The sequence below is a fragment of the Pseudomonas sp. MM213 genome (assembly GCF_020423045.1).
Taxonomy (GTDB): Bacteria; Pseudomonadota; Gammaproteobacteria; order Pseudomonadales; family Pseudomonadaceae; genus Aquipseudomonas; species Aquipseudomonas migulae.
The window spans coordinates 5,680,114-5,695,471 of sequence record NZ_CP081943.1; the positions used below are offsets into that span (position 1 = coordinate 5,680,114).

At 57.2% G+C, this 15,358-nt stretch carries 12 protein-coding genes and 1 pseudogene; 6 read left to right on the top strand and 7 right to left on the bottom strand.

Features of this window, described 5'->3' with window-relative positions:
• Nucleotides 1–175: 175 nt before the first annotated feature.
• Nucleotides 176–979 carry a SirB1 family protein gene (locus K5R88_RS25770; protein ID WP_008025317.1) on the bottom strand — a complete coding sequence of 268 codons (804 nt, stop codon included), beginning with the start codon at nucleotides 977–979 and terminating at the stop codon, nucleotides 176–178.
• A 172-nt stretch (nucleotides 980–1,151) separates the two neighbouring features.
• Here K5R88_RS25770 and K5R88_RS25775 point away from each other — a divergent pair, with 172 nt between their 5' ends.
• From K5R88_RS25775 to K5R88_RS25785, 3 genes are all read left to right on the top strand, one after another.
• Nucleotides 1,152–2,171, top strand: coding sequence for a Glu/Leu/Phe/Val dehydrogenase family protein (locus K5R88_RS25775; protein ID WP_008025318.1), 1,020 nt, complete (start codon nucleotides 1,152–1,154; stop codon nucleotides 2,169–2,171).
• Between the two features lie 117 nt (nucleotides 2,172–2,288).
• On the top strand, nucleotides 2,289–3,104 hold the full coding sequence (locus K5R88_RS25780; protein ID WP_226298609.1) for a hypothetical protein: 816 nt from the start codon (nucleotides 2,289–2,291) through the stop codon (nucleotides 3,102–3,104).
• Nucleotides 3,101–3,532, top strand: a complete 432-nt coding sequence (locus tag K5R88_RS25785) for a hypothetical protein (protein WP_008041821.1) — start codon at nucleotides 3,101–3,103, stop codon at nucleotides 3,530–3,532. Before K5R88_RS25780 ends, K5R88_RS25785 begins: the two co-directional genes overlap by 4 nt.
• A gap of 164 nt (nucleotides 3,533–3,696) precedes the next feature.
• Here the strand turns inward: K5R88_RS25785 and K5R88_RS25790 are convergent.
• Together K5R88_RS25790 and K5R88_RS25795 are read right to left on the bottom strand one after the other, a co-directional pair.
• Nucleotides 3,697–3,936, bottom strand: a pseudogene (locus tag K5R88_RS25790) (YebG family protein); the annotation flags it as partial.
• 200 nt (nucleotides 3,937–4,136) lie between these two features.
• Nucleotides 4,137–6,986, bottom strand: coding sequence for an RHS repeat domain-containing protein (locus tag K5R88_RS25795; RefSeq protein WP_226298610.1), 2,850 nt, complete (start codon nucleotides 6,984–6,986; stop codon nucleotides 4,137–4,139).
• A 248-nt stretch (nucleotides 6,987–7,234) separates the two neighbouring features.
• On the opposite strand from K5R88_RS25795, the gene K5R88_RS25800 reads away from it, so the two are divergent.
• Nucleotides 7,235–7,735 carry a phosphate-starvation-inducible protein PsiE gene (locus K5R88_RS25800; protein WP_192417342.1) on the top strand — a complete coding sequence of 167 codons (501 nt, stop codon included), beginning with the start codon at nucleotides 7,235–7,237 and terminating at the stop codon, nucleotides 7,733–7,735.
• On the opposite strand, the gene K5R88_RS25805 is transcribed toward K5R88_RS25800, so the two are convergent.
• The 3 genes from K5R88_RS25805 to K5R88_RS25815 form a co-directional block, all read right to left on the bottom strand.
• Entirely contained in the window at nucleotides 7,732–8,049 is a 318-nt protein-coding gene (locus tag K5R88_RS25805; RefSeq protein WP_008025323.1) for a DUF3509 domain-containing protein, read from the bottom strand. The two genes, K5R88_RS25800 and K5R88_RS25805, sit on opposite strands and share 4 nt — an antisense overlap.
• 275 nt (nucleotides 8,050–8,324) lie before the next feature.
• Nucleotides 8,325–9,626, bottom strand: a complete 1,302-nt coding sequence (locus tag K5R88_RS25810; RefSeq protein ID WP_226298611.1) for an HAAAP family serine/threonine permease — start codon at nucleotides 9,624–9,626, stop codon at nucleotides 8,325–8,327.
• Nucleotides 9,627–9,689: 63 nt separating this feature from the next.
• Nucleotides 9,690–11,066 (bottom strand): L-serine ammonia-lyase, encoded by a 1,377-nt coding sequence (locus K5R88_RS25815; RefSeq protein WP_226298612.1) that lies wholly within the window; start codon nucleotides 11,064–11,066, stop codon nucleotides 9,690–9,692.
• A 135-nt stretch (nucleotides 11,067–11,201) separates the two neighbouring features.
• On the opposite strand from K5R88_RS25815, the gene K5R88_RS25820 reads away from it, so the two are divergent.
• Nucleotides 11,202–12,149, top strand: a complete 948-nt coding sequence (locus K5R88_RS25820; protein ID WP_008025326.1) for a LysR substrate-binding domain-containing protein — start codon at nucleotides 11,202–11,204, stop codon at nucleotides 12,147–12,149.
• Between the two features lie 213 nt (nucleotides 12,150–12,362).
• Complete coding sequence (locus tag K5R88_RS25825) at nucleotides 12,363–12,770, top strand: HPF/RaiA family ribosome-associated protein (RefSeq protein WP_008025327.1); 408 nt, start codon at nucleotides 12,363–12,365, stop codon at nucleotides 12,768–12,770.
• Nucleotides 12,771–12,981: 211 nt separating this feature from the next.
• On the opposite strand, the gene fecA is transcribed toward K5R88_RS25825, so the two are convergent.
• Nucleotides 12,982–15,315, bottom strand: coding sequence for a TonB-dependent Fe(3+) dicitrate receptor FecA (gene fecA, locus K5R88_RS25830; protein WP_226298613.1), 2,334 nt, complete (start codon nucleotides 15,313–15,315; stop codon nucleotides 12,982–12,984).
• Between the last annotated feature and the right edge of the window lie 43 nt (nucleotides 15,316–15,358).

Genomic DNA, 15,358 nt, shown 5'->3' on the forward strand with positions numbered 1-15,358 from the left:
GATAACGCGGTGTTCCTGACTGACCGCGGCGTTTGAATCGCCAGCAAGCCGGCTCCTACAGGTTCAATTGCCGCACAATTCCCTGTAGGAGCGAAGCTTGCTCGCGAAGAACGATAACGCGGTGTTCCTGTGGGACCGCGGTGTTTGAATCGCCAGCAAGCTGGCGCCTGCAGGTTCAGTGGACGATGGAGTTGGGGGGCAGGTGGCCGAGTCGTTCGGTCAGGCGGATCCGCTGGATCGGGTCGTCGCTGAGCAGCAGCGCATGCTCCAGATCGAAACGCTCGGCGTTCGGGCAGTCCAGCCGCTGGTAAAGGCTGGCCCGGGCCAGGTAGTCGGAGGCGCTGGCGTTGCCCAGTTCCAGCACGCGTTCGGCGTCGATCAACGCGCCAATGTAGTCATCGTGGGAAAGGTGCAACTGGCGCAGGTTACGTGATAACCGCTGGAGCATTTGCACCGGCTCGGCGGTCAGCAAATGTTCGGCGCTGAGTTTCATGTTCGGGCCGTACTGGCGTTGCAGCAGTTCCCGGCAATCGTTGGGGTACAACCGTCGACCGCCGCAAGGGTCCAGCAGGTGATCGGCCCCCGGAACCCGCAGCAGGAAATGCCCTGGGAAGTTGACCCCGACCAAGGGAATTTCCAGGCCTCTGGCCAGTTCCAGTGCAATCAGGCCCAGGGCCAATGGCTGGCCACGCCGGCGCTCCAGCACTTTGTCGAGCAAGGCCACTTGCGGTCGCAATGGCGTGAAATCGTCCTGGGCGTACCCCAGATCATTCAGGCGTCGCAACAGCGGCTGGGCCAGCTCGCTGACCGGCAACATCGGCAAGCCGTAACTGACGCGTTGTTGCAGGTCCTTGAAATTTGCCAGTACCGCCTGCGGATCCACCTCTTTATCGTGCTCGACGGCAATCCACAGCGCCGCTTCGAACAGCGCGGGCGGTGATCGTTGCAGGCAGTCGAAAAAACGTTGGCGGGGCGTCATCAAAATCTCCGGGACATGCCTCGTTTTAGCCTCCCCTGCGGCATTCGTCCAGTGCCGCGCAGGTTATGTCCGAAAGCCTGAATGGCGGCGCCGCTTATTCCGGTGCGCTTCTGCAAATTTTGGGCGCAAGCCTATACTGGCGACTACAAGAAGTGATTCGGGAGCCCTTACGATGTTCGCTCTCATGCAAAGCACTCGCCTTGAATCGCTGCATCTGAGCGTCGACTCGGTCACCGGGTTGAAGGCGGTCATTGCTATTCATAACAGCCGTCTGGGGCCTGCCCTGGGCGGGTGTCGTTACCTTGCCTATCCAAGCGACGAGTCCGCGGTCGAGGATGCCATTCGTCTGGCTCAAGGCATGAGTTACAAGGCGGCACTGGCCGGCCTGGCTCAGGGTGGCGGCGTGGCGGTGATTGTTCGACCGGTCCATGTGGAAAACCGCGCCGCGCTGTTCGAAGCGTTCGGGCGCTGCATCAATCAGCTCGACGGGCGCTACATCACGGCCATCGACAGCGGTACCTCAGTGGCGGACATGGATTGCATCGCCCAACAGACCCAGCACGTCACCAGCACCACTTCGGCGGGCGACCCGGCGCCTCACGCGGCGATGGGCGTATTCACCGGCATTCGTGCCACCGCCATGGCTCGCCTGGGCAGCGACAACCTCGAAGGCCTGCGCGTGGCCATTCAAGGCCTGGGCAATGTCGGTTATGCCTTGGCCGAGCAGTTACACGCCGCCGGTGCCGAACTGCTGGTCAGCGACATCGATCACGGCAAGGTGCAACTGGCGATGGAGCAACTCGGGGCTCACCCGATTGCCAACGAGGCGTTGCTCAGCACGCCTTGCGACATTCTCGCGCCGTGCGGCCTCGGCGGCGTGCTCAACAGCAACACCGTCACGCAACTGCGATGCTCGGCGGTGGCCGGTTCGGCGAATAACCAACTGACTCATCTGGATGTCGCGGATCAACTGGAACGGCGAGGCATTCTTTATGCGCCGGATTATGTGATCAATGCCGGCGGGCTGATCTACGTGTCGCTCAAACACCGTGGCGAAGAGCTGACGACCATCACCGCACACTTGTCGAAAATCAGCTCACGGCTGACCGAAGTGTTCGCCCATGCCCAGGCTGAGAAACGTTCCCCCGCCCGGGTGGCAGACGAGTTGGCGGAGAAAGTCTTGTACCGGTGAAGGCTCGCCGCGTCCTTCACCTCGCTGGCAAATTCTAAAGACCTGACTACGCTGCAAGCGGGATGGCGCAACGCCACCCGCCCGGTTGATGAGGGCCTGCCAGCGTCTGGGGCAATCATGACTGGCGCACTGCTTTTTCGTGATTTCAAGGAGCGAATCATGTCTTCCAGTACTTCTCTCACCTGCAATTTCACGATCAACTCCAGCCTTGATATTGGCGTGTCGTTTGTCAGCGACGATAACGGCGCCAATTACGGCGGGCAGATCACTATTTTCACCCCCGGCACCGCAGGTCCGGTGAGCACCGGTTTATGGGACAACGACGGCAACGTCTTCTTCACCCTCTACCAGTCTGAAAACCCGGCCATCAACTGCGTTATCAATTCGGGATCGACGCCCGGTTCCTGGGACCCCTACGTGGAGGTCGCCCAGCAAAATGGCCTGATCTGCACCATCACCGGCCCGGTGCAGCAACCCGGTGAAAACACGTTTGGTTATACCCTCAATGTCGCGCAGGGCACGGGCGTTGGTCAGGGCGCCGTTACGGGACAGGCAGCAGGATCGCCGACGCCGCAATACGTTGCGCGAATGATGCTGCCTGCAGGCGGTAAAGAGGCGTGGACGCTGATCATGCAGGGCAATACCCCGGTGCCCGACGAAATCAGTGTTGGCTCGCCGGTCGTCATGGCATGGGCGCGGTTTGACGACGGGACGCAGGTCGCCGGCGGTGTCTACAAATCGGCCACCCCGACAGACTACAACGTCAAGTTCATGTGGGTGCTGGACGCCGACGGTAATCAGTACCCCGGTTGGCCCATCGATGTCAGCGATCACGAGGACTTCCTCAACAATGGCTACCTGTTTTCACTGACGCCTGACAGTGAAGAGGTCTACCTGTTGAACGTCGTTGAACGGCCATGGGTGAAATCATGAGCACTTCTTACACCTTCTCCGTCAGCCTGTTCGACGCGAGCGCCAACCCGAACGGGTTGCAGGTTTGGCAGAGCGGCACGTTGACGTTCGACACCGATTCGGTGACGGGCGCATTGGCGCTACCGGATTTCTACCAGGATCCGATCCCGTACGAGGGAAGCACCGTATCGCCAGCAACGTTGGCGGGCACGATCATCGAGGCCTCGGGCAAAAGTGCCGAGGCACAGATCACCTTCACGGTGACCTATAACTTTGATGGTTTCCTTTACAACGGTAGCTATGTCGGCGGTTTGATCAGCGTGCTCGACTACGCTGCGCAAGAAACGTATCTCTACGTCATCCAGGGACTTTCTCCGCAGTCGCCATGGGGTGCGTCAGTACGTGGAAGCTCGACAGCTGCAGACGAGCGAACGCCGCGAACGGTTTGAGCCGCGTTTTTCGCAGGCATGAAAAAGGCCCTGAGTCATTCGACTCAGGGCCTGTTCAATTCGGCTGTTGCTTACTTCGGCGTTTTAGCGGCTTTGGCTGGCTTGGTCGGCTCAGCTGTTTCTGCCACTTCAACCTGTTCTGCGACTTCAACAGGCGCGCTCAGCAGCTCGGACAACGCATCCGGCTGGCTCTTGAACGCCTTGGCGAACACATCGCGATTCTTCGCCATGTAGATCCCGGCTTCTTCCACTTGCTGCTCGGTCAGGGACGGAACGGCTTTTTGCAACACTTCAGCCAGCAATTCGGCCAGTTCGAGCATTTTGTCATGACGGTCAGCTTCGGCTTTATCCATGAACAAGCGCTCCAGATCTCGGCTGCTGCGGTATACCACTTCGACGGCCATTCACCACCTCACATGCCTTTGCGTGAATTTTTACTTTTTGATACTGTTCATTTATACAGTCTGCAGAATAAACGAATACTCATGCTTTTGGTAGAGGATTTTCCTAGGATCGTTGGAAGCCCCACGGTTCAAGAATCCCTCGCGGGGAAAATTGATGTCACGGAACCTCGTAAGTTGAGGTAGTACTACTGTATAAAACATCATTGATTTCGGTGTTTCCTCAGTTCAGACAAGAAGAAGTTGGATGTGGAGTTCTTCATTTTTCCAAGCGATGAAACAGTGTGGGCGAATGTGTCTGCATTGGGGCGTACTAGATTTACACGTATTTCTTTGTTCTGATTAAATACAGTAATTGCCTCGGATAGATTATTTTTTTTGGTTGCTATTAATAAAGCTTTTTTAGCTGCGGGTTCTTCAAAGTTTTGTGCTGTTGCTTTCCCCGAAATAATAGTATCGGCTAACACAGTGTGGTGGAGTGCGGTAATTGTTGGGTTGCTGATTGAGGACATTGGATTGACGTTCAAATAGAAGTTGTCTTCTGTGCTAGCTGAAACGTGGGATTGCTCATGTAAGATAAGCTGGGCGAATGAGTCGGGTGTGCTGATTAATTTCGCAGAGTTTGTAAAATTTATTTTCTTTGATGGGTCTTCTGGGGATACATAAGCTAAGACGCCAGGAGATCCTGATGCTGTTGCTATCATTGTATCTAGGTTGGATGCGCGATCTAAAAGGTCAGCGTGTACCAGTGTAGTGTCCGATAGCAATTTTGGTGCGTGGTCGATAGAGCCATAATTTGCTATCAGTATTTCTTTTTGTATGTCACTAAATTCATTGCTTAATCCATGGGTCAGTATTGCTATGGTATTTTCTGAAAGCTCGATTGCTCGCTTTAGGCCATTTTCTATTTGATCGCTGAATTCAGGGTCTTTTTCTCGAATAGCAGAAATCCCAACGTCTCGTACCCGAGAATTTACTATGAATCGCTCCATCTGCTTGCCAAAAATTAAAAGGACGGCGGTGGCAACAGCGACGGCTGTAAATACATCAAGAACAGAGAAATTTCCATGAGCATCTCGTAGGGTGATGGGGTTGTTTCTGACCATGCAATAGAAGTTTAGTCCATCAATACTTCCAGCCGGATCTGGATTAAGCCACCGTAACCACCACGATACATAGTATCGCGCGCCATAATAATAAAGTCCGCTGGAGTCCCGCTCCTTGCCCGAATAACGAATGGTCTTATATTTGCCCTCGGTTTCACTGCGAGTCGCACACCACGCTGTACCGCCAAATGGGTAATAGCCTTCGCGATTCAATGGGCGCGCACGTTCATCCAGTTCCAGGGTGTTGGAACCCACCTGATCGTAAAGTCCGTAACGTATTTGATCATTCTCGACGTCCTTCGGGGGAGCGCTGATCCAATGTAAAACCCGCAAAGTGCTTCGCCCTGCATGTACACTGATCACGTGTAGGGCTTCATTTCCATCTGTATTGTTGCGTACTTCCACTCCAGGCAAATACAACACTTCAGCAATATGGGTAACGTTTTTGGCTTGAGTGGTTCGGACTTTGCGCACGCGCTGCCCACCGCCATCATAGCTATACCACTCACTGTCATTGGCACCGTTCGGTCGATGGACCAAGGTGAACTCATGCAGTTGATTACGCAGGTTCCATATCATTTCGGGACCTGGTTGCAGCCGTTTGAGGTTGCCGTTAGGGTCAAAGCTGTTGGCGAAGTCAGCAATGTATCCATCATCACTCAAGGGTAGACTGCGATTACTATTTGTCGCCGTAGTCATCTGTCGGCAGTATTGCTGCGCCCCGACGTGCACCAGTTTCATCAAGTTGCCGCCATCATCGTAGTCATAGGTTTGTACATAATTGGCCATTTGACTTGGATCAAGCGGCAGGGATTGATAGATAGGGAGTTCTGGGCCATTAGTAGGCGTACAACTCTCGCGACCCCTAGCTTCAATCAATTGGTACAAGGTGTCATAGCAATAAGTCGAGATAGGTGTAATGCACTGGTTTTTAAAGTGGCGTGTTGTTAGGGCTGCATCTGCAATGCGGATGATATTGCCCACAGGATCATGGTCGTAGGTTAAGTTTTGTATAACTTCGTTTGCGGGGTGTTTCGATAAGAGAGATATGAGTCGTCCGTCTTCAGGGCGATAGTGGGCGCTACTGATCACACCATTGCCTGCAGTTTCGCACTTCACTTGACCGGATGCGTTGTAGCACACATTGCTCAGTACCGCTTTTTCGTGAAGTTCAAATAGTTTCAGATATGTTTGAGTTAACTGTCCGGCCACATTGTATTGATGGCGTTGGCGGTTGCCTAGGGCATCGACTTGAACTAGTAGATCGCTGGTCGGCGCGTACAGAAAGTTAGAGGTGTATTCCTCCTCCTGCAATTGCTCGTCACGAAGGGGTAACTCAACTGGCCAGGAAGGAATTCGTAGATCCTTGAGAAAACGTCGAGACTCTCCGAGCGGCTTACCATTCAGTGTGTATCCGATAATTCGCTTGCTGCCGGCAGTATCATCATGGCGTACGATACGGCCGCAATAGTTATTTTCGGCCGATTGAGCGGTTCCTTCACCATAAACGAAGCGCTCCACTGTTTTTGGCGCAGTCTCCGCTCCTTGTTCGCTCACTGAAGTTGGGCGCATTAGGATGTCGTACTGCGTGTACCGATAGCTTTTTCGTGTGTCCCAAGTTGAATAAACCGTGTCCGCCTCATTTGCAAGTGCCAAAAGCCAGCCAGCATCAGCACTATCGGTCATCACCACTATGCTGTTCAAGCTGTAGATGGTAGTGATATTGGCTTTCAAGTCAGGTTCGGTTTCCGCTTGCTTAGATATTCGAGGGTCCCAGCTGGCGACTAGTTGAGCGATGTTGTTGTAACGCTGATGGGTAACACGTGACTCAGCTTTGCCCCCTGCTACTTTTCTGCAATAGGCCACTTTACGAACGGCGAGGCCTCTCGGGTCAACGGCCATGATGCTTGGTGTTGAAGTATCCAGGCTGAAAGCAGTGTTAGACATGAAATTTCCCGATGTCCTGAGCTGAATTCAAGTGAATCTGCCTCAATTTTCTTTCCAGCGATACTGTTAGAAATAACAGGCTTGGATGGGAAAGGTGCGGTTGCAGTAGGAAGAAATGAGGTTCAGAAGTGCCTAATGTCAGACGGCTTCCTTCTCAGTCGGGCGCCTCTGGCCTTTTTTCTGCATGCAGAACAACCGTCACGTCCAACCGGCATCATCCGCTCGAACCGAGCTAAGGAAGAATCATCGTGAAAATCAACTGGGCCGAGAACCTGCGGCAGAACGTGCACCAACTGGCCGAATCCCTGGGCAATCTGTTCGTCGAGACCTTCCACTACCTGGCGTTGTTCGCCATCGGTGCGGTGACCGCTTGGGCGGCGGTGATGGAGTTTCTGGGGATGATCGAAGCGGGGCACATCAAGATCGACGACATCTTGCTGCTGTTCATCTACCTCGAACTGGGCGCGATGGTCGGGATTTACTTCAAGACCAATCACATGCCGGTGCGTTTCCTGATCTACGTGGCGATCACCGCGCTGACGCGTTTGTTGATCTCCAACGTCTCGCACCACAATCCGCCGGACCTGGGCATCATTTACCTGTGCGGCGGGATTCTGCTGCTGGCGTTTGCGATTCTGGTGGTGCGTTACGCCTCGTCGCAATTCCCTTCGGTGAAGATCGAACACCCGCAACGCAAGACCGGTGCGGGTTCCGGTGAGCATCCCGAAGTGGAGAAGGGCGAGATTTAAAACCGCATGGCGGGGCGCGGGTGGGCTTTGGTCGATGGCGGCGGCGGGGTGCGATTGTCGCTGTCGGTCATGGCTTCGAGGATGGTCATTGCGCTGTGACCCTGCTCGATGGCGATGCCGAATTGAATACTTTGCACCAGGCGTTTGAGGCGCTTGGGGTCATTGCGTTGTTCGGCGCTGATCATTCGCTTGGCCACGACGCGGCCGCTGTTGGAGAGGGTCAGCATGATGCTGCCGTCCAGCCCCTGAATGCTCAGGTTGATCTGGTAATCCGGTGCAAAGGCATCGGTAATGAGCTGAAAAGGGTTGTCCATGATGCGTCACCGCCTGATTGAACGTGCAGTTGTTGACCGGCCATAATCGGGTTGGTTCGCAACACCGGACCATCGGCCTGTCGCTCGCTGAGGTTTTCAAACATCCTTTTTGCCTCGTCAGGGATGTAGCAAGGGGCATGCCGGAAAGATTGTCGAACAATGTAGGAGCGAGCTTGCTCGCGATGTTCGTCAACGATAACGCGTGTTTACCGGGTAAACGTGGCGCTCTCGAGACCATCGCGAGCAGGCTCGCTCCTACAAGAACTTTGCCCGTTTCAGGGCATGAATGAGTAGATGATCGCAGACAGTGCAATCAGACCGATCAACACCACGAACACGTTCGACGCCTGGCCCGAATACTGGCGCAAAGCCGGCACGCGACGGATGGCGTACATCGGCATCAGGAACAACAGGCACGCAATGATCGGCCCGCCGAGGGTTTCGATCATGCCGAGGATGCTCGGGTTGAAAGTGGCCACGGCCCAGCAGCTGAGGATCATGAACAGCGCAGTGATGCGGTTCAGCCAGCTCGCCGACATCACCCGGCCACGGCCACGCAGGCTTTTCACGATCAGGCCCTGAAAGCCTTCGCTGGCGCCGATGTAATGGCCGAGGAAGGATTTGGTGATCGCCACCAGCGCAATCAGCGGCGCGGCGTAGGCAATGACCGGGGTCTGGAAGTGGTTGGCCAGGTACGACAGGATCGAGATGTTCTGTGCCTTCGCCGCGGCCAGATCAGCCGGGGACAGGGCCAGCACGCAGCTGAAACAGAAGAACATCACGGTCACCACCATCATCCCGTGGGCAATGGCGAGGATGCCGCTGCTCTTGCGCTCGGCTTGCTCGCCGTACCGCTGCTTCTGATCGACTGCGAAGGCGGAGATGATCGGCGAATGGTTGAACGAAAACACCATCACCGGGATCGCCAGCCACAGCGTTTTGAAGAACAGTGGCATCGGCATGCCTTCACCGGCGGTGGCGAAGAACGCACCGTTCCAGTTCGGAATCAGACTGATACCGAGCAGCAGCAACGCCGCGACGAACGGGTAAACCAGCACGCTCATGCATTTGACGATGACGCCCTGGCCGCAGCGGACAATCGCCATCAAGCCAAGGATCAGCCCCAGCGACAGCACCGCCCGAGGTGGCGGGGCGATGTGCAACTGGTGCTCCATGAAACTGCTGAGGGTGTTGGTCAGCGCCACGCTGTACACCAGCAGAATCGGGAAAATCGCGAAAAAATACAGCAGCGTGATCAGCTTGCCGGCACCGATGCCGAAGTGTTCTTCCACCACTTCGGTGATGTCCCCGGAGCGTCCCGACAGCACGAAGCGAGTCAGGCCCCGGTGGGCGAAGAAGGTCATTGGAAACGCCAGCACCGCCAGGATCAGCAGCGGCCAGAAGCCACCCACGCCAGCGTTGATCGGCAGGAACAGCGTGCCGGCGCCAATCGCCGTGCCGTAGAGGCCCAGCATCCAGGTGGTGTCGTGTTTGCTCCAGCCCTTGTGGGCTGTTTCTGTATTGCGTGTCAGGTCTACAGCAGGATTATCGGCAGCAGGTGTACGTACATCGGTCATCGTTATTGGCCTCGTTATTATTCTTGCTCGGGCTCACGTGTTGCGGACGGTCGGGAATGCTCCTCAGCACTCCACCCAGCTGACAGCCAGGCCGCCCCGTGAAGTCTCTTTGTATTTGTCGTGCATGTCGGCGCCGGTATCGCGCATGGTGCGGATCACCCGGTCCAGGGAAATGAAGTGTTTGCCGTCGCCGCGCAGGGCCATTTGCGTGGCGTTGATCGCCTTCACGGCCGCGATGGCGTTGCGCTCGATACACGGCACTTGCACCAGGCCGCCGACCGGGTCGCAGGTCAGGCCCAGGTTGTGTTCCAGGCCGATTTCGGCGGCGTTTTCCAGTTGCTCGGGCGTGGCGCCCAGTACGTCGGCCAGACCGGCGGCAGCCATGGCGCACGCCGAACCGACTTCGCCCTGGCAGCCGACTTCGGCGCCGGAGATCGAGGCGTTTTTCTTACAGAGAATGCCTACGGCCGCGGCGCCCAAAAAGAACGCAACGACGTCATCGTCCGACGCGTCCGGGTTGAATTTCATGTAGTAGTGCAGGACGGCGGGAATGATCCCGGCCGCGCCGTTGGTAGGCGCGGTGACCATCCGTCCGCCGGCGGCGTTTTCTTCGTTCACGGCGAGGGCAAACAGGTTCACCCATTCCATCGCAGACAGTGTCGAAGTGATGACATTCGGCTTGCCGATTTCCAACAGGCTGCGGTGCAATTTCGCTGCGCGGCGCGGAACATTCAGACCGCCGGGCAGGATGCCTTCGTGGCGTAAACCCTGCTCGACGCACTCGCGCATCACCGACCAGATGTGCAGCAAGCCCTGACGGATTTCGGCTTCGCTGCGCCAGGCCCGTTCGTTGGCCATCATCAACTCGGAAACCCGCAGGCCATGCTGATTGCAGAGCTTGAGCAATTCGGCGGCGCTGGAAAAATCATACGGCAGCACCACGTCGCTGGTCGGCGCGATGCCGGACTCGGCTTCGGCGGCTTCGATGATGAAACCGCCGCCGATCGAGTAGTACGTTTGCTCCGACAGCTCACCGGTGTCGCCGAAAGCTGTCAGCGACATGGCGTTGGGGTGGTAGGGCAGGCTCTCGTCGAGCAGCAGGAGATCGCGTTGCCAGTTGAAGGCGATGGTGGTTTTACCGGCCAGACTCAGTTCGCCGGTATCGAGCAGTGTTTTGATGCGGCTGTCGATGCTGGTCGGGTCGATGCTGTCTGGCCATTCGCCCATCAGGCCCATGACGCAGGCACGGTCGGTGGCGTGGCCGACGCCGGTGGCGGAAAGGGAGCCGTACAGGCGGATTTCCACTCGGCGTACGGCGTCCAGCAAATGCTGGTCAATCAGTGCCTGGGCAAAGGTCGCGGCGGCGCGCATCGGGCCGACGGTGTGAGAACTGGACGGACCGATGCCGACTTTGAAAAGATCAAAAACACTGATAGCCATGCTAAAGCCTATACAAGCAATGGAAGAGAAATCGCTGCCATTTTTGTAGGACAAGCGCAATGTCGGCGATACTGCCTACCTCGGTCCTACGTGACCAACGAAACTTCCTAAGACAGCCTTTAGCAGGACTAAACAATGAGTCGCCAATTGCACGCCCAGACTTACGTCTGGCTGCACGTGTTTTCCTGTGCCGCACGGCACTTGTCCTTCACCCGTTGCGCCGAAGAACTGCACATCACGCCGGGGGCGGTCAGTCAGCAAATCCGACAACTGGAAGAACGGCTGGGGTTTCGACTGTTCCACCGGCGTGCCCGGGGCGTGGAGTTGAGCGCGCAAGGCCAGCGACTGGCCATTACGGTCAACGAGGCTTACGGCAGCATCGACGCGGAATTGCGACGACTGGACGCGGGAATGATCAGCGGGATTTTGCGGGTACGGTCGATTCCATCGTTCCTGAGCAAATGGCTGACCCCGCGTCTGCCGCGCTTGCAGCAGCGTTTTCCGGACATTCAGTTACGCCTGGTGGCCGAGGACAGCAGCGTGCCGTTGCACGAGGGCGACTTTGACCTGGCCATCGACCTGAACGATGGCAGCTACCCTGGCTTGTTATCCACAACCTTGCTCGACGAACAGATCTTCCCGGTGTGCGCGCCGAGCCTGTTGCGCGGACGGCCGCCGTTGCATGGCCCGGCAGACCTGTCGCACTTTCCGCTGTTGCACGACATTACGGCCTGGCGCGGCAGTTACGAGTACGCGGAGTGGGAGTTCTATCTCAACGCCATCGGCTTCGAAGGCGCGGACGTGCGGCGCGGGCACACGTTCAATCGCAATCACCTGACCATCGAAGCGGCGATTGCCGGCATGGGCGTGGCGATTGCGCGGCGAACGTTGTTGAACGATGAGCTGGAGCGCGGGACGTTGATTGTGCCGTTCGGGTTGGCGGTGCCCAATCACAAACGTTACGTGCTGCTGTATGCGCCGGGGGCGCTGAGCCATCCGGGCGTGCGCGCTGTGCATGACTGGCTGGTAGAGGAGGCAGGAGTTTTTCGCAGCCTGCACCCACTGGCGGAGCGGCAGATGTGAGTAATTATGACAAAGAAGTGAAGCGACCCAACTCCCGACCTTAACAGCGCTTTTGCTCCTTGTCCGGCTTTTTTTGCGTATGAAAATTTATCTTTTTTCAGGGGTTGAATTGTTCGGCGTACAGACCGATTGTGTAACCAAGAGGTCACGGTGATGACGCCCAAGGGCCAGCCGAGGGGCCTCTCGCGAGCTAGCTGAAATAAGGGATGAACTATGCAAATCCAAGTCAACAGCGATAACCATATTCAAAGCAGCATCCGACTGGAGGAGTGGGTACGTACTACCATTGAGAGCACGCTCGAACGTTATGAAGAGGACCTGACACGCGTCGAGGTCCATCTGCGGGACGAGAACGGCGACAAGCCCGGTCCCCATGATTTGCGCTGCCAGCTGGAAGCGCGGCCAAAAGGCCACCAACCGATTTCTGTCACCCATAAAGCCGAAAACCTGGAACTGGCGATCGACGGTGCGGCTGAAAAACTCGAACATGCACTGGAACATCTGTTTGGCAAACTGCGGGGCAAACCACGTGCCGCTGTGGTGCCGTTCGAGAGGCGTGCAGCCGATGCGCTGCTGGAAGACGAGTTTCTCGAGAACGAACAGGCTGCACAAAACGGCTGACGCCTGATTTAACGTCCCAACGAAAAACGGGCCTGCATTGCAGGCCCGTTGTTGTTTGTGCCGATTATCGCAGCGCCGCGATTCCTTGTAGGAGCGTGGCTTGCCCGCGAAGGCGGTGTGTCAGTTACATAGATTTCTGCCGAAATAGTGCTTTCGCGGGCAAGCCTCGCTCCTACAGGGGTGAATTGCAGCGAGGCTGTTCAGTTTCAGATCAGAACGCCACCGACGTCTGCACATACACCGTCCGCGGTTCCCCGACGTACTTGCCCTTGTTGTTGTCATCGAACGAGCGTGTGAAGTACTGGTGGTTGAAGATGTTTTTCACCCCCACCGCCACATTCAAATCCGACAACTTCGGCCCGAAGTCATACGCCGCGCGGCTGCTGAACAGCATGTAGCCAGGAATCGTGCCCGTGCTGCCGTCGGCACTTTCTTTCGACGTATTGGCGTTGTCGGCAAACTGGTCGCTCTGATAGCTGCTGTCCAGGTTCAACTTCCACGCACCTTCGGTGTAACCGACGCCCACGGTGCCCTTGTGCTTCGAGGAGAACGGCACACGATTGCCCTTGTTCGGCCCGTCTTCGCGGATGGTCGCGTCCACATAGGCGTACGTGGCGTAGACATCGAAACCGGCCAGTGCCGGGCTCACATCATCGAGTGCGTAGTGGACGCTGGTTTCGATGCCCTGATGGCGAGTCTCGCCCCGGGCGATCACCGAATCGTTGGTCTGATTACTTTCGTACTGATTGTCGAAGTTGATCAGGAACGCGCCGATTTCCGCGCGTAACGCACCGTTGTCGTAGCGGGTGCCCAGTTCCCAGGTGCGCGCCTTTTCCGGTTTGACTTCGCCGCTGGTCACGCGGTTTGGCATCTGGCTGTATTGCACGCTGCCGAACGAGCCTTCGGTGTTGGCGTAGAGGTTCCAGCTGTCGGTCAGGTGATAGAGCACGTTCAGCGCGGGCAGGGCGGTGTTGTAGTCGCCCTTGTACTTCTCGTTCGTCAGGTTGTTGGTCTGTTGCGATTCGATCATTTCGTAGCGGATGCCCGGCGTCACTGTCCATTTGCCGATGTCGATCCGGTCATCGACGAAGAACGCGTTGGCCTCGGTGCCGCCACGGGTATCGCGGTCGTTGCGGCTGTTGGTGGTCGGATACTCGTTACTGGCAATCGGCGTGCGATAGCGCAGTTCGTGGCCAGCTTCGTTGATGTAGCGATAGCCGACACCGACTTCATGGCTGGTCGGGCCAACATCAAAGCCTTGGGCGAAGCGGGTTTCCAGACCACGTACCCAGTACTCGCGCGGTGACAGCGACAGGAACGTGCCCTGATCCAGATAGCCGCTGCGCAGGGTTTTGGTGAAGAAGGTGTTAGCGGTGAATTCGCGGCGATCTTCCTGATAGCGATAGCCGAAATTGAACATCGTCCGGCGGCCCCAGAACTGATCTTTCGGGCGGGTCGACTGGTACGGATCGGCATCATAATCGGCGACGTTCAGGCCACCGGGCATGTCGGCCTTGCCTTCGTAATACTGGGCCATGGCGTTGAAGCTGTTGGCGTCGTCGAGCTGGTATTTGCCTTTGAGAATCAGGTCATCGATCTCGGTGTCGCTGTGTTCACGCCAGTCGCCACCGCGTGTGCCGGAATACAACAACGCGCCGCCCAGGCCATTGTCGCCAGTGCCGCCGGCCAGCAGGTTGCCGGTGGTCTTGAAACCGTCGTGGCTGGAGGAGGGGCTGGTTTCGGTCTGGAAACCGCCTTTCACCGTAGGCTCGTCGGGAATCGCGCGGGTCACGAAATTGACCACGCCGCCGACGTTTTGCGGGCCGTAACGCACCGCGCCGCCGCCGCGCACCACGTCGACCGCGTCCATGTTGCCCATGCTGATCGGCGCGAACGACAACTGTGGCTGACCGTAAGGCGCGAAGGGCACCGGGATGCCATCCATCAACACCGTCGAGCGCGATGCCAGGCGCGGATTGAGACCACGAATGCCGAAGTTCAGCGCCATGTCGTGGCTGCCAGTGCCGTTGTTGTCCGGCGCGTTGACCCCGGGGATGCGGTTGAGCACGTCCCTGGCCTGGGTTGCGCCCTGGCGTTCGAACTCCTCGCGACGGATCACGTCACGCGCGCCGGGATGCTCGAAGACGTTGATTTGCTGCGCATCGCCGAGCCAGTCGCCGACCACTTTCGATGTGTCCAGCTCCAGCGCAGCATTGCCCACCGGTTGCAGGCTGAACGCGTTGTTGCCTTCGGCGCGGGCTTGCAGGCCGGTGCCTTCGAGCAAGGCGTTCAAGCCCTGTTCGGCGGTGTAGTTGCCCTCCAGGCCACGACTCTGCACACCGCTGGTGACTTGCGAACCAAACGAAATCAACACGCCGGCTTCACGGCCGAACTGGTTGAGGGCGTTTTCCAACGACGATGGCGCGATGTGGTACGGCTTGGCATCGTCTGCGTGGACGAGTGGCAACGCGCCGAAGCTCAGGCTGGCGCCCAGCAAGAGTTGGCGCAAGGTGCGGGCCAGCGGGGTGAGGCGGGTGGGGTGCATGGAGGACGATCCTGAGAAGGTGGAATCAAGGTGGCTTTCCTTC

Coding starts and splice junctions, on each gene's coding strand:
- K5R88_RS25820 (WP_008025326.1), top strand. CDS start 11,202: ATGAGTCGCCAATTGCACGCCCAGACTTACGTCTGGCTGCACGTGTTT.
- K5R88_RS25810 (WP_226298611.1), bottom strand. CDS start 9,626: ATGACCGATGTACGTACACCTGCTGCCGATAATCCTGCTGTAGACCTG.
- K5R88_RS25815 (WP_226298612.1), bottom strand. CDS start 11,066: ATGGCTATCAGTGTTTTTGATCTTTTCAAAGTCGGCATCGGTCCGTCC.
- fecA (WP_226298613.1), bottom strand. CDS start 15,315: ATGCACCCCACCCGCCTCACCCCGCTGGCCCGCACCTTGCGCCAACTC.
- K5R88_RS25780 (WP_226298609.1), top strand. CDS start 2,289: ATGACTGGCGCACTGCTTTTTCGTGATTTCAAGGAGCGAATCATGTCT.
- K5R88_RS25770 (WP_008025317.1), bottom strand. CDS start 979: ATGACGCCCCGCCAACGTTTTTTCGACTGCCTGCAACGATCACCGCCC.
- K5R88_RS25775 (WP_008025318.1), top strand. CDS start 1,152: ATGTTCGCTCTCATGCAAAGCACTCGCCTTGAATCGCTGCATCTGAGC.
- K5R88_RS25825 (WP_008025327.1), top strand. CDS start 12,363: ATGCAAATCCAAGTCAACAGCGATAACCATATTCAAAGCAGCATCCGA.
- K5R88_RS25795 (WP_226298610.1), bottom strand. CDS start 6,986: ATGTCTAACACTGCTTTCAGCCTGGATACTTCAACACCAAGCATCATG.
- K5R88_RS25805 (WP_008025323.1), bottom strand. CDS start 8,049: ATGGACAACCCTTTTCAGCTCATTACCGATGCCTTTGCACCGGATTAC.
- K5R88_RS25785 (WP_008041821.1), top strand. CDS start 3,101: ATGAGCACTTCTTACACCTTCTCCGTCAGCCTGTTCGACGCGAGCGCC.